This window comes from Photobacterium proteolyticum (genome assembly GCF_001939735.1).
GTDB lineage: Bacteria > Pseudomonadota > Gammaproteobacteria > Enterobacterales > Vibrionaceae > Photobacterium > Photobacterium proteolyticum.
Genome location: NZ_MJIL01000059.1, coordinates 14877 through 28135 on the forward strand (window position 1 = coordinate 14877; position 13259 = coordinate 28135).

The 13259-nt window shown below is 52.9% G+C and carries 14 protein-coding genes; 4 read left to right on the forward strand and 10 right to left on the reverse strand.

The features are described from left to right. Positions 1–17 precede the first annotated feature (17 nt). Together BIT28_RS09105 and BIT28_RS09110 are read left to right on the forward strand one after the other, a co-directional pair. Positions 18–1454 (forward strand): coniferyl aldehyde dehydrogenase, encoded by a 1437-nt coding sequence (locus BIT28_RS09105; RefSeq protein ID WP_075763268.1) that lies wholly within the window; start codon positions 18–20, stop codon positions 1452–1454. Positions 1455–1553: 99 nt separating this feature from the next. Then, on the forward strand, positions 1554–2129 hold the full coding sequence (locus BIT28_RS09110) for a TetR/AcrR family transcriptional regulator (protein WP_075763269.1): 576 nt from the start codon (positions 1554–1556) through the stop codon (positions 2127–2129). A gap of 103 nt (positions 2130–2232) precedes the next feature. Here BIT28_RS09110 and BIT28_RS09115 read toward each other — a convergent pair whose 3' ends face one another. The 4 genes from BIT28_RS09115 to ftnA all read right to left on the reverse strand — a co-directional run bounded on the left by BIT28_RS09115 (position 2233) and on the right by ftnA (position 5365). Beyond that, a complete protein-coding gene (locus BIT28_RS09115) occupies positions 2233–2772 on the reverse strand; it encodes a DUF3332 domain-containing protein (RefSeq protein ID WP_075763270.1) in 540 nt (179 codons plus the stop codon). Between the two features lie 249 nt (positions 2773–3021). Further along, complete coding sequence (locus tag BIT28_RS09120; RefSeq protein WP_075763271.1) at positions 3022–4209, reverse strand: BaiN/RdsA family NAD(P)/FAD-dependent oxidoreductase; 1188 nt, start codon at positions 4207–4209, stop codon at positions 3022–3024. 212 nt (positions 4210–4421) lie between these two features. Next, positions 4422–4760, reverse strand: a complete 339-nt coding sequence (uspB, locus tag BIT28_RS09125; RefSeq protein ID WP_075763297.1) for a universal stress protein UspB — start codon at positions 4758–4760, stop codon at positions 4422–4424. A 77-nt stretch (positions 4761–4837) separates the two neighbouring features. Continuing rightward, positions 4838–5365 carry a non-heme ferritin gene (gene ftnA, locus BIT28_RS09130; protein WP_075763272.1) on the reverse strand — a complete coding sequence of 176 codons (528 nt, stop codon included), beginning with the start codon at positions 5363–5365 and terminating at the stop codon, positions 4838–4840. 217 nt (positions 5366–5582) lie between these two features. Here ftnA and BIT28_RS09135 point away from each other — a divergent pair, with 217 nt between their 5' ends. Together BIT28_RS09135 and BIT28_RS09140 are read left to right on the forward strand one after the other, a co-directional pair. After that, complete coding sequence (locus BIT28_RS09135) at positions 5583–6005, forward strand: universal stress protein (protein ID WP_075763273.1); 423 nt, start codon at positions 5583–5585, stop codon at positions 6003–6005. Between the two features lie 133 nt (positions 6006–6138). Next, entirely contained in the window at positions 6139–7011 is an 873-nt protein-coding gene (locus BIT28_RS09140; protein ID WP_075763274.1) for a carboxylate/amino acid/amine transporter, read from the forward strand. Between the two features lie 91 nt (positions 7012–7102). Here the strand turns inward: BIT28_RS09140 and fre are convergent, their stop codons facing one another. The 6 genes from fre to trxA all read right to left on the reverse strand — a co-directional run bounded on the left by fre (position 7103) and on the right by trxA (position 13151). Continuing rightward, positions 7103–7813, reverse strand: coding sequence for an NAD(P)H-flavin reductase (gene fre, locus BIT28_RS09145; protein ID WP_075763275.1), 711 nt, complete (start codon positions 7811–7813; stop codon positions 7103–7105). Between the two features lie 9 nt (positions 7814–7822). After that, complete coding sequence (locus BIT28_RS09150) at positions 7823–8086, reverse strand: 2Fe-2S iron-sulfur cluster-binding protein (RefSeq protein ID WP_075763276.1); 264 nt, start codon at positions 8084–8086, stop codon at positions 7823–7825. 52 nt (positions 8087–8138) lie between these two features. Continuing rightward, positions 8139–9998, reverse strand: coding sequence for a 4-hydroxy-3-polyprenylbenzoate decarboxylase (gene ubiD / locus BIT28_RS09155; protein WP_075763298.1), 1860 nt, complete (start codon positions 9996–9998; stop codon positions 8139–8141). Between the two features lie 137 nt (positions 9999–10135). After that, positions 10136–11131 (reverse strand): hypothetical protein, encoded by a 996-nt coding sequence (locus tag BIT28_RS09160; protein ID WP_075763277.1) that lies wholly within the window; start codon positions 11129–11131, stop codon positions 10136–10138. A 232-nt stretch (positions 11132–11363) separates the two neighbouring features. Beyond that, on the reverse strand, positions 11364–12626 hold the full coding sequence (gene rho / locus BIT28_RS09165; RefSeq protein ID WP_075763278.1) for a transcription termination factor Rho: 1263 nt from the start codon (positions 12624–12626) through the stop codon (positions 11364–11366). A gap of 198 nt (positions 12627–12824) precedes the next feature. Next, a complete protein-coding gene (gene trxA, locus BIT28_RS09170) occupies positions 12825–13151 on the reverse strand; it encodes a thioredoxin TrxA (RefSeq protein ID WP_075763279.1) in 327 nt (108 codons plus the stop codon). Positions 13152–13259 lie beyond the last annotated feature (108 nt).

Consider the following 13259-nt stretch of genomic DNA (forward strand, 5'->3'; position numbering starts at 1 on the left):
AGGAAGGGAGAGAGGCAATGACAGCAATTGAAGAGATCAAGACACATCACATAGATAGTGCCGTAATGGAAAAGACCTTACAGTCTCAGCGAGACAAATTCCTGGCCGATCCCATGCCGTCTCTCCAACAGCGCCTCGATAAACTTAACGCCTTGAAACGTGCCCTGCTCAGCGCAACAACGCCACTGTGCGAGGCGCTCAGCCAGGACTACGGCCAGCGCAGTACCCACGACAGCCTGATGGCCGATATCCTGCCGTGCGTGACCAATATCAACTACACAGTCAAGCACCTGAAGAAATGGATGAAGCCCTCCCGCCGTCATAGCGGCCTGATGCTGGCCCCGGCCAAGGTCGAGGTCATTTATCAGCCCCTGGGTGTCGTCGGAATAGTGGTGCCGTGGAACTTTCCGGTCATGCTGAGCCTCGGCCCGCTGATCACCGCGCTGGCGGCCGGCAACCGGGCCATGCTCAAGCTGAGCGAGTTCACCCCGAACACCAATAAGGTCTTGCGAGACCTGCTGTCGGACACCTTCAGCCACGATGAAGTCGCCGTCTTCGAAGGCGAGGCCGACACCGCTGCCGCCTTTACCGCCCTGCCGTTTGATCATCTGCTCTTTACCGGCTCCACCACGGTCGGACGCCATGTTATGCACGCTGCAGCCGATAACCTGACCCCGGTAACCCTGGAGCTGGGCGGCAAGACACCCGCCCTGATCGCCCCGGATATGCCTTTAGAACTGGCTGTTGAGCGAATGATATACGGCAAGAGCCTGAATGCCGGACAGATCTGCGTCGCACCGGATTATGTGCTGGTTCCCGAGGAGAAAGTCGATGACTTTGTTGCCGAGTACCTAAAGCAGTTTGGCAAAATGTACCCGCAGGGCGTGGCCAGCCAGGACTTCACCTCGGTAGTAAACACCCGACAATATGAGCGCCTTACTCAGTGGCTGGACGAGGCCAAGGAGCAGGGAGCCAGGGTGATCCCCTGCCACAGCCAGGCCCGAGATGATCAGCAGCACCGGATGATCACCCATTTGCTGCTCAACACCACAGACACGATGACCCTGATGCAGGAGGAAATCTTTGGTCCACTGCTACCGGTGCTCCCGTATCAGAAAATCAGCCAGGCACTGGACTACATTCGCCAGCGCCCTCGCCCGCTGGCCCTGTACCTGATGAGTTTCGATGCCGAGCTGCAAAACGAGGTCAAAACCACCACCCACTCCGGTGGTATGTGTATCAATGACTCGGTACTGCATGTCGGCGCGGATGATGCGCCCTTCGGCGGTATCGGCCCGTCAGGCATGGGGCATTACCACGGCAAGGAAGGGTTCCTGACCTTCTCCAAGGCCAAGACGGTACTTAGCCGCGGCAAGTTCACCACCACCAAGCTCGCCACACCGCCTTATGGCGGCTGGATTCAAAAGTTGATGCTGGCCTTCTTCCTGCGCTAATCCCCTTCCTTCCGGCCACCTGCCTCGGGTGGTCGGGTCTATCCTTGATACAGTGACAAACAATAATTAGCGAATCGCTAAACCTAAAGTAAACCCAGTATGGCCAAAACCAAACAGCAGAACATTCTCGACACAGCCCTTAGCCTATTTGTCCGCAACGGCATCCAGGCAACCTCGACCGCCAGCATTGCCAAGCAGGCCAATGTAGCCACCGGTACCCTGTTTCACCACTTTGCCAGCAAACAGGCCCTGATCATTACCCTCTACAGTAATATCAAAACCGAACTCGGCCAGGCCATGCAGCCTCAGCACCACCATGATGATATTCAGGCGCAGGTCCGGCATTTCTGGCAACAAGCCCTGCAATGGGCACAGGACAACCCCGACAAACTGCATTTCATGCAGCAAATCGCCCATGATCCGGCGTTTGAGATCAGTCTGCATCAGGAACTCATGGCCGTATCAATGGGCTTTATGATTGATCAGGTTCAGCAGGCACAAGCCCAACAACAACTGGCACCACTGCCGCTGGAGCTGGTCCTCAATTTCTGCCACAGCCACTTTCTGGCAACCGCCAACCTGTTTGCCGAACGCCCGGACTTCGCCTGTCAGCCCGACTACCAGGAAGGTGCTTTTCAGATTTTATGGCGGGGGCTGGCACCGACTGCGCCGTAAGCCAATTTAACGCCGCAAAAACAAAAAACGGGATCCCAGATCCCGTTCTATGATTCACCCTATCCAGCTGGCAATACCGCCTACCTAGGCGTATACCTGAATCCTATGCCTGAATACGGGCATACTGGTTCAGCTCGTCAATGCTTACCGCTGTGACGAATTCGCCATCCAGATAAAAGTTCACCGCGTCACCGGCTTTCTCGCCACGCAGTACTGCACGCTCACCATTCGTGTAGGCCACGTTCATCTCAAGTGTTTTTTCGTCCAGCTGGCGGAAACTTGCCGCTTCGATATTACTCTGACGAACGCTTGCCAGTGGCGCTGAGGTCATCGACTTGTCCAGGCTGCCGTTCACCTTGAAGATTGCCTCCACAGGCTGATCTGCCACCGCCGGCGACTTGCCGGTAATTGGGTTTTTGCCGGTCCAGAACTCGATGGTATTGAAGATAAACAGATCGGCGGTTGCCGCCAGGCCATATACCGGGCTCATCAGAACAAACAACCCGGCTCGGCCATAGCGGTTGTCCACGGCACTCAGGTTAGCCTTGGTAACCAACTGAGATGTGCCCATCTGACCAATACACCCTGTCAGCGACGTCGCCAGTACCGCCATCGCCACAACCTTCAGTGCTGTCTTTTTCATTTCCGATAAACTCCGATATTTTGTACAGATAAAAAAGCTCGCGGATTATAGGTTTTTTCTCTGCGCTGGCTAGGCCTTTTCCGCTGAATTTTTCTAAAATCTCACCGACATTTCTCGGCTGTTAGGGAAAGGTAACATCTGGGTAATCGGTTACTTGTTTGCCCTGATCGAGCGGACTGTTTTTATTGACGGGGTAGATATAATAAACGGCGCGAGTGCGCCGTTTATTAGTCGAGTAATATTTCTTAATCAGACATGCTGGCCGGCAACAAAGCCCGAGCTCCAGGCCCACTGAAAGTTGTAACCACCGAGCCAGCCGCTAACGTCCATCACCTCGCCGACAAAATACAGCCCGGGAACCTGCTTGGCTTCCATGGTCTTCGACGACAGCTCGTCGGTATCGACCCCGCCGAGCGTCACTTCGGCAGTACGGTAGCCTTCGGTGCCGTTCGGGGCAATCTGCCACTGGTGGAAGTAGGCAGCCATCGCGGCGATTTCTTTCGGATTAAACTGCTTAAGCGGCTTGTCCTGAATATCCCCGCGCTCAATCAGCACCTCAATCAGGCGCTTTGGCAACAGGCGGGACAGTGAATTCTTCAGGCTCTGGTTCGGGTGCTTCTCACGCATCGCTGCCAGGGTGTCAGCCAGTTCCAGATCCGGCAACAGGTCAACCGTCACCTTTTGTCCCGGCGTCCAGTATGAGGAGATTTGCAGGATCACCGGGCCAGATAAGCCGCGGTGGGTAAACAACAGGTTCTCTTTAAAAGTGGTTCCGTCTTCGGCCTCAACCACCGCCGGGATCGCAATTCCTGACAGCTCTGCATAGGCTTCCTTCTCTTCCTTGTGCAAAGTGAACGGCACCAGTCCGGCTGTTGTCGGTACCATCTTAAGGCCAAACTGCTCTGCCACCTGATAGCCAAACGGCGTCGCCCCTAATTTCGGCATCGACAGGCCACCGGTAGCAATCACCAGCGACTCACACTCTACCGTTGTCGTATTTAGCTTGAGGCTGAAGCCCGTTTCTGTCTTGGCTATATCGTGGACATCGCAACGGTAACGCTGTTCAATCGTCGGCTGGTCGCACTCAGCCAACAGCATATTAACGATGTCCTTGGCGGAGTCTTCACAGAACAGCTGGCCGTGATCGCGCTCTTCATAGGCAATCTCATGCTTGGCCACCATAGCAATAAAGTCCCACTGGGTATATTGCGACAGCGCCGACTTAACAAAGTGAGGGTTACGGCAGACATAGTTGTTGGCTGCAACATCGTAGTTGGTAAAGTTACAGCGACCGCCACCGGAAATCAGGACTTTTCGTCCCGGCTTTTTGCCATGGTCCACCACCAGCACCGAGCGACCGCGCTTTCCGGCCTCTGCTGCGCACATCAGTCCTGCAGCGCCTGCCCCTATCACCACCACATCAAACTTGTCTGCCATGTCAGTACCGCTCTTCACTCACCCGTTATTGCGCTTTGCAGTTTCTGCAAAGCAATGAAAAAGGGATGCCAGAGCCAAGCAGCCTGCATCCCTCAAAACCGGTGCTATTCTACCTACCCCGGTACTGAATACCAAATTGAATCTATGTCGTACAGTTCACCACGCTTCGCGTCATAAGGACAGCAGAGTGGTATCGCTAAGTGACGCGGCGGCTAGATCCCCAGGTAGGCCACCACGAAAATGGCAATAAAAAATACCATCAGATAGGTACTTGCCAGAATAAACAGTTTGCGGACTTTAACGCATTTTTCCATGAATACCGGATCGTGATGATTCTGATATTGCTGACTGCGTATATAGTGAAATAGGCGAATTTGCTTGGTGACATTGCCTTGGGAAGAGAAAAACCCCCGGCCGTCTACCTGTTGGTAGAGAAGCGGATCACACTCGCGCATCACCGCCAGCAGAGTACGTAGCGTACTGATATAGCGAGATATATTAACGACTGCGACCAAAAAGAGAGCGAATAAAAGTGCATCACCACTAATGATCATAATAACCCCCGAACAACTTTCTCAGATGCTGGCCGGGCGATTCAAGGGCGTGTCAGGCACGCCCTCGGCCATTGTTAGCCAGCCTGAGTATCCATTACCGATGTAGACTCAGCTTTTGCCATCGCGGCAAGATCTTTATCGATGAAGAACAATGCCTTACCGTCTTCACCCACCAGCTCAATCTTATCCAGAATACCTTTAAACAGTTTCTCTTCTTCGTGTTGTTCTGCAACATACCACTGCAAGAAGTTAAAGGTAGAGTAGTCCTGGGTCGTAAACGCGACATGAGCCAGTTTATTAATTTTGTCAGTGATTAGCTGCTCGTGCTCATAGGTTTCGCGGAATACGTCTCCCAACGATGAGAACTCGTGCTTAGGTGCTTCAATCGCACCCAGGATTGGCATGGCACCCGTTTCACTCACGTAAGTGAATAGACGCTGCATATGTTCCATTTCTTCGACAGCATGGGCGCGCAGAAACTCAGCCGCACCTTCAAAGCCCTTGTCCTCACACCAGGCACTCATCTGCAGGTAAAGGTTAGAGGAAAAGAACTCCAAGTTAATTTGCTCGTTAAGTTTTTCAACCATAGCGTGAGCTAACATCGCACTACTCCTATCTATTCTAGTGTATACCAATCTCACCGATCGGTTTGAAATCGCCGATAACCCATTGTCACAATGCATAATTGAGAATGCAACTCAAAGGAATCCATTTATCGCGTCCACCGTGTATCCAGGCCTGCCAGGATGGGATCTGGCCGATATTTTTCCGTTATACTCAGTGCTAGCATGGAAAAAAATATGATAAGGAGTTCACTGTATGGCGTATAAACATATTCTGGTCGCAATCGACCTCTCTGATGACAGCTACACTCTGATAAGCAAGGCTGCCCAGTTAGCCAAGTCACTTGATGCCAAACTATCCCTTATCCACATTGATGTGAACTATGCCGAGCTCTATACCGGGCTCATCGATATCAACCTGTCCGAAGCCCAGCACCGTATGGCCGATGACGCCCAAAAGCAGCTGCACTCCCTGGCTGCCAAGGCCAATTATCCGGTATCGCATACCCTGGTCGGCAGCGGCGATCTGAGCGATGAAATTTGCCACGCCATCAATGATATCGACGTGGAGCTGGTGGTGTGCGGCCACCATCAGGATTTCTGGAGCAAGATACTGTCTTCTGCCAAGCAGCTGATCAACCACACCCCGGTCGACCTGTTGATGGTACCGCTAAAATAAGCGCCATCGTTACCCGAGTGCTCACGGCGAGTGGGCGCTCTGAACCTAATCCCACACAAATTGGCGATATTTCATTCCGCTGCAATCAGTTACACTAGCTGCATTATTCAATGAAACTTCGTTACTTATTCATATGGGATATCTATCTGCTATCACCCTGCTATGGGCATTTTCCTTTAGCCTGATCGGTGTTTACCTGGCTGGCCAGGTCGATGCCTGGTTTTCCGTTTTGACCCGGGTGGCCCTTGCGGCACTGGTCTTTTTACCGTTTCTGCGCAAGCAGCACCTCTACCCTAAACTGGCTGTCAAGCTGATGGTTGTCGGAGCCTTCCAGCTGGGATTGATGTACTGCTTCTACTACCAGTCCTTCCTGTATCTCAGTGTGCCGGAAGTCCTGCTGTTTACCATATTCACCCCTGTTTATGTCACCCTGATCTACGATCTGCTGCACCGGCAGTTCTCGGCCTGGTACCTGATCACCGCCGCCATTGCCGTTTTGGGCGCAGCTGTCATCAAGTTTGAAGGGATTAACGAGAACTTCATTATCGGCTTTTTCATCGTACAAGGCGCCAATCTGTGCTTTGCCATCGGTCAGGTCGGCTACAAGCGTATCATGGAGCAGGAAAAGGCCGAGCTGCCGCAGCACACCGTGTTCGGGCTGTTCTACCTCGGGGCAATTTGCGTTGCCCTGCCGATGTTCCTGCTGTTTGGCAACCTCGACAAGCTGCCGACCACCAACACCCAGTGGGGCATTCTTATCTACCTGGGCATCATCGCGTCCGGTCTGGGCTATTTCATCTGGAACAAGGGCGCCACCCTGGTCAATGCCGGTGCCCTGGCCATTATGAACAATGCGCTGGTTCCAGCCGGGCTTATCGTCAATATCGTCATCTGGAACCGTGATGTCGACTACCTGCGCCTGATCATCGGCGGAGTCATTATCATGGCCTCGCTGTGGGTCAACGAGGCCTGGGTTAAACGCAAGGTCGAGCTGGCGAGGCTCTAACGCCCGCATTAAGCGCCTCGGTTTAAGTAACACGCACTAAAAAGGCGAGACATCTGTCTCGCCTTTCTTGTGACGGAATTTCGCCCTGACGTTAGATAAAGGCAAACGCGTCGGCAAACATACGATCGCGCTCGGCCCCTTTCTCTGCCGTAAACTGCTCTCGCGCAGCCCCGGCCATCTCAAAGCGGCCACACAGGTAGATGTCGTAAGCCGACAGGCTGATAAAGTCATTGTCGACCGCTTCCAGCACATTGCCTACCTTGCCCTGCCAGTTCTCCGTTGCCGTTTCGACCACAGGCACATACGTCAGGTTGGTGTGTTTCTCAGCCAGTGCCTGAAGCTCATCATGGGCATACAGCTGACAGGCGTCACGGCCACCCCAGTAGACAAAAATAGGCTGGCTCACACCGCGGCTCAGGCAGTTGTCCAAAATGCTGCGCACGTAAGAGAATCCGGTGCCACCGGCAATCATCAGCATCGGCTTGTCGCTGTCTTCGCGCACCCAGGCCTCGCCATGCGGGGCTTCAATCTCAAAAGACTGGCCCTTTTCAAGCGCAGCCTTCATCGCATCAACCACTTCGATCGCATACGGGTTATGCTCGGCGGCGCCGATATGCAGTTCCAGTTCGCCCTCACGGCAAGGGCTGCTGGCAATAGAAAACGGGCGCTTGTCTTTCTCGCCCATCACGGCCAGCAAATACTGACCCGCTTTGAAATCTAGTTTTTGCTCTGGCTGAAGCAGAATACGGTAGGTATTGCACGCGAGCGATTCAACTGACTTTACTTCACATTTAATAGACATTGTTTTCCTCTAGTCTAACTCTAATACCAAGTCACTTTTGGCTGTGGCCTGACAGGTAAAGATCCAACCTTCGGCTTGCTCTTTCTCAGTAAGCATAGGCTCAAGCTGGTAACTTATCTCGCCAGATAGCTTGCGACACAGACACATGGCGCATGCCCCGACCTGACACCGGTTAGGAAAAGCGACACCTGCATTGAGCGCAGCCTGCAAGACAGTTTCCCGCTCATCGGCAGTAAACGTAATATCATGAGGCAACAGGCGTACTTGGTGCATATGATTTCTCTCAAAGTGGCTAACACCCGGCTAGCCACTCATTCTCTTTGGGTTATTTCAGAATACCCAACTCACCCCAGATAGCATCGACTCTGGCAACGATTTCCGGGTCTTTGCTGATAGGAGTTCCCCACTCGCGATCCGTCTCGCCCGGTAGCTTGTTGGTGGCATCCATCCCCATTCTCGAGCCTGAAGGCACGCTGTCGATAAGCAAAGTATCACGGCTTGGATCCATCCGGGTCGTGACCGCCCAGATGACATCATTCCAGTCACGAACATTGACATCATCATCGCAGACTATCACGAACCGAGGATCAGTAAACTTATCCAACAATGCCCAGACACCATCCATGGCTCGCAAGGCCTGACCGGCAGTCTCTTTGCGAAGACTCACAATAGCCATTTTGCTGGCATCGGCTTCCGGCGGCAGATAAAAATCGACTATCTCAGGATACTCCTGCATCAAAGCAGCGATACCCGCCTTGATATCGAAGCTACCATCAAACGGACGCTGTTCTGCAGACGAACTAACGGTTTCAGCCTCCCACTTAATGGTGGCATCCAGTCCCATTTTCGAGCCAAGACCAACCACCGGCGAGGCAAAGTCCAGCGAGTCGATAGGGGTATGCTCGATCATCACCGTATCACGCGCCGGCGCCATACGGGTCGTCATCGCCTGAATCACACTGTTCCAGTCCCGGGCGTTGACATCCTCGTCACAGACAATCACAAACTTGGTATACATGAACTGGCGCAGGAACGACCACACTCCCATCATCACCCGCTTGGCATGCCCCGGGTACTGCTTCTTCATGGTAACGACAGCCATCCGGTATGAACACCCTTCCGGCGGCAGGTAGAAATCAACAATTTCCGGGAACTGCTTTTGCAAGATAGGCACAAACACTTCGTTCAGTGCCACCCCCAGTACCGCGGGCTCATCGGGCGGACGACCGGTATAGGTACTGTGGTAAATAGGATCATTACGCATTGTAACGTGCGTAATCGTGAACACGTGGTGACGCTCGACCTCGTTGTAGTAGCCGGTGTGATCGCCATACGGCCCCTCATCGGCAAACTCGTCGGGATCGATATAGCCTTCCAGCACCACTTCGGCACTGGCCGGTACTTCCAGATCATTGCTGATACTTTTCACGACTTCCGTTTTGCTGCCTCGCAGCAAGCCGGCAAAGGCATATTCAGACAAGGTATCCGGCACCGGGGTCACCGCGCCCAGAATCGTCGCCGGATCGGCACCAAAGGCTACGGAAACAGGAAACGGCTTGCCCGGATGGGTTTCCATCCAGTCACGCAGATCCAGCGCCCCGCCGCGGTGGGCCAGCCAGCGCATAATGATCTTGTTCTTGCCCAGCTTTTGCTGGCGGTAAATCCCCAGGTTCTGGCGTTTCTTATTCGGGCCCCTGGTCACCGTCAGCCCCCAGGTCAGTAGTGGAGCAACGTCACCCGGCCAGCAACTCATCACCGGAATTTTATCCAGATCCACCGCATCGCCTTCCCAAACCACCTGCTGGCAAGGCGCTTTGCGCAGCCGTTTGGCCGGCATATTCAACACTTGTCTGAACACAGGCAGCTTATCGATGGCATCACGAAATCCGCGTGGCGGCTCGGGCTCTTTCAGGTAAGCCAGCAACTTGCCGACTTCACGCAGCTCTTTGACATCCTGCCGGCCCATTCCCATCGCTACCCGCTCGGGGGTACCGAACAGGTTGCCCAGTACCGGCATGCTATAGCCAACCGGGTTTTCAAACAGCAAGGCCGGGCCGCCGGCACGTAGCGTACGGTCACAAATTTCTGTGATTTCCTGATCCGGATCGACAGGCTGCTTAATTCGCTTCAGCTGGCCGATTTGCTCCAGATACGCAATATAGTCTCGCAGATCTTTGAATTTCATAGGCTCAATGCTATCCACTATCCAAAAGGCATCAAATCCCGATCTGGTCACCTTACCAGACGGGATCTGCAATTAAAGTGGCAACATTATAACGAGTTGTTAACTTGAACACACTGGAAAATCAGTTAACTGAGGTATCAGGGCAACCTCGCCATCGCTGCCTTGAGGTTGTTTTTTACCACCTGGTTGCGACTGTCGGAGGCCAGTTTTTCCAGCCACTGCACGTAACCTTGCCGGGCCAACTCATAGGCAACCATCTCGCCGTCATCCACTTCGTCCAGCTTCTCTTGCAAAAATGCTCTGGCTTCAACCGGCAGGGGCTTGAGAGTCACGAGGGCTTTGTAGGCGATAGGCTTCAGGGAAGGGTTCATCGTTGCGGCCATCAGTTGCTTAACCGCTACCGGGGCCGGTGCCAAATCAGCCAGTCGGTTCACCTCTGCCAGGCTGTATCGATCCGTTCGGCGTAGCCATAACAGGTGATACATTTGCTCATCACCGGAAACCGCCGCCAGCCGGGCGATAACCCCGTTATCCGGTAGCCACATTAGCTTGCTATCAGAGGTAAACTGGCGTACCAGTTGCGCGACCGCCTGCTCGGATAGCTCAGGGAGGTGCTTAAGAAACAGATCCCGGCGTTTCTTCTGGCTGCGCAGATCCCCGACCAGCCAGCTCGATAGCACCAACTCACCGACCTCGGCATCACGGACCATCTCCTGCGCCAACAAGATCTGTCGCCACTCCATCACCAGACTGCGTGCCTGGACACCGTAATGAAAGGCCGACTGGGTAACAAGGTAGCCATCACCCTGCTCGACCACGGTAAAAGCAGGCTTTCGTTCAGCCTGTGCCTGGAGCCAGGAAGCCTTCGCCTGATCCAGCTCGCCGCTATCAAGCGCATGCTGCACCAGCTGGGAACGGACTGCTTCCTGCTGCAACAGGGCCAATTGGGAAAGATTAAACTCCAGAGCGCGAAAGTCACTCCGGTCATAGAGGGTTGTCAGAGCCGCAACCCGGGTTTGTACCTGGGGCGAAGCCACTACCTGTTTTACTTCCTGTTTCGAGACTTCAACGGCGACGGCAGGTTTCAGGCCGCCCGCCAGAAGTAACAACAGCATGCACAATCCTTGTCGCATGTCACCTCCTCACGGTGAAGAACGCATTCCATTTTAAGCGCTGCAGCCTGTTCACCTTCCTGGTGCACAATCAGCTGCGAAGCCAACGCCTACAGTACCTCAATACAGTGATCAGCATCTACAATGAAATGTAATCGAATACTGTTTGATAGGATTATGCAGGATCTCTGCCCAATAAAAAACGCCACACAAGGTGGCGTTTCAGAAAACTGTGAGTTAGGCAGCTAAATTATTACTTCTGACGGCGCATCGCGTCAAAGAACTCATCGTTGGTCTTGGTCATCGACAGTTTATCGATCAAGAACTCCATGCTGTCTGTTTCACTCATCGGGTGAACAATCTTACGCAGGATCCACATCTTCTGTAGCTCATCCGCTTTCGCCAGCAGCTCTTCACGACGGGTACCAGAGCGGTTGAAGTCAATCGCAGGGAAGACACGCTTCTCGGCAATCTTACGAGACAGGTGCAGTTCCATGTTACCTGTACCCTTGAACTCTTCGTAGATAACTTCGTCCATCTTCGAACCAGTATCGACCAGCGCGGTAGCGATGATAGTCAGGCTGCCACCTTCCTCAACGTTACGTGCCGCACCGAAGAAACGCTTAGGACGATGCAGGGCGTTTGCATCAACACCACCTGTCAGTACCTTACCAGATGAAGGCACTACGGTGTTGTAGGCACGCGCCAGACGGGTAATTGAGTCAAGCAGGATAACCACGTCTTTCTTGTGTTCAACCAGACGCTTCGCCTTTTCGATAACCATTTCTGCCACCTGTACGTGGCGAGATGCCGGCTCATCAAACGTAGAGGCAACCACTTCACCCTTAACCAGACGCTGCATCTCGGTCACTTCTTCCGGACGTTCGTCGATCAGCAGTACCATCAGCTCACACTCAGGGTGGTTGTAGGCAATGCTCTGGGCAATATTCTGCAACAACATGGTTTTACCCGCTTTAGGCGGTGCCACGATTAGACCACGCTGACCTTTACCGATTGGTGATGCCAGATCAAGAACACGGGCCGTAATATCTTCCGTCGACCCGTTACCACGTTCCATACGCATGCGATCATTGGCATGCAGCGGAGTCAGGTTTTCAAACAGGATCTTGTTACGGGCATTGTCAGGCTTGTCGTGGTTAACTTCGTTGACTTTCAGCAGGGCAAAATAACGCTCGCCATCTTTCGGAGGACGGATCTTCCCGGCAATGGTATCACCAGTACGTAGGTTGAATCGGCGAATTTGGCTAGGAGATACGTAGATGTCGTCAGGGCCGGCAAGGTAAGAGCTGTCTGCAGAGCGAAGGAAGCCGAAGCCATCTTGAAGGATCTCTAGAACACCATCGCCAAAAATGTCCTCACCACTTTTTGCGTGCTGCTTGAGAATAGAAAAGATGATGTCTTGTTTTCTCAAACGCGCCAGGTTTTCTAACCCTAAGCTTTCGCCAAGCGCAACCAACTTCGAAATAGGTTGGTTTTTCAGTTCTGTAAGATTCATAGTGGTGGGTTTCTTGTCAGTCAAAATCGGGGTTCTATGTTAGTTGAGAGAGTGTTGACCAATGGGGCTGGTCAAGGAATGAACAAATGTACAATTTACGTGCAATAAGTTAGCACTAAACACGCCATCCGTCTAGCATAGTCGGAAGTCAAACCATGCACAACTGAGAAATTGCGCACGGTTCGGGCAAGAAGCTGCTTACAGGTTCGCGTCCAGGAACTCTTTAAGCTGGCTTTTAGATAGCGCACCTACCTTGGTAGCTGCCACACCGCCGTCTTTAAACAGCAGCAGTGTCGGAATACCGCGGATACCAAATTTAGGCGGCGTACCAGCATTCTGATCGATGTTCAGTTTACCGATCGTCAGCTTGCCTTCGTATTCGTCCGCGATTTCGTCAAGAATTGGGGCAATCATTTTACAAGGGCCACACCATTCTGCCCAAAAATCGACTAATACAGGGCCCGCAGCGTTAATCACGTCGTTATCAAAACTTGCGTCTGTCAGCTGCACAATCTTGTCGCTCATCTTCCACTCCAATGGTTGATTTTGTTGGCTGATTTCATTTTAACCAGCAAATCGATGCTCTATTTGAATGGAATCCGTTTCGTATTGCAACCCTAAGCTGATATTCTA

Bases quoted from the DNA above. Each gene is read 5' to 3' on its own strand.
- BIT28_RS09115 (WP_075763270.1), bottom strand. From the start codon at position 2,772: ATGAAAAAGACAGCACTGAAGGTTGTGGCGATGGCGGTACTGGCGACG.
- BIT28_RS09150 (WP_075763276.1), bottom strand. From the start codon at position 8,086: ATGCACCAAGTACGCCTGTTGCCTCATGATATTACGTTTACTGCCGAT.
- BIT28_RS09120 (WP_075763271.1), bottom strand. From the start codon at position 4,209: ATGGCAGACAAGTTTGATGTGGTGGTGATAGGGGCAGGCGCTGCAGGA.
- rho (WP_075763278.1), bottom strand. From the start codon at position 12,626: ATGAATCTTACAGAACTGAAAAACCAACCTATTTCGAAGTTGGTTGCG.
- BIT28_RS09110 (WP_075763269.1), top strand. From the start codon at position 1,554: ATGGCCAAAACCAAACAGCAGAACATTCTCGACACAGCCCTTAGCCTA.
- BIT28_RS09105 (WP_075763268.1), top strand. From the start codon at position 18: ATGACAGCAATTGAAGAGATCAAGACACATCACATAGATAGTGCCGTA.
- BIT28_RS09140 (WP_075763274.1), top strand. From the start codon at position 6,139: ATGGGATATCTATCTGCTATCACCCTGCTATGGGCATTTTCCTTTAGC.
- fre (WP_075763275.1), bottom strand. From the start codon at position 7,813: ATGTCTATTAAATGTGAAGTAAAGTCAGTTGAATCGCTCGCGTGCAAT.
- ftnA (WP_075763272.1), bottom strand. From the start codon at position 5,365: ATGTTAGCTCACGCTATGGTTGAAAAACTTAACGAGCAAATTAACTTG.
- BIT28_RS09160 (WP_075763277.1), bottom strand. From the start codon at position 11,131: ATGCGACAAGGATTGTGCATGCTGTTGTTACTTCTGGCGGGCGGCCTG.
- trxA (WP_075763279.1), bottom strand. From the start codon at position 13,151: ATGAGCGACAAGATTGTGCAGCTGACAGACGCAAGTTTTGATAACGAC.
- BIT28_RS09135 (WP_075763273.1), top strand. From the start codon at position 5,583: ATGGCGTATAAACATATTCTGGTCGCAATCGACCTCTCTGATGACAGC.
- ubiD (WP_075763298.1), bottom strand. From the start codon at position 9,998: ATGAAATTCAAAGATCTGCGAGACTATATTGCGTATCTGGAGCAAATC.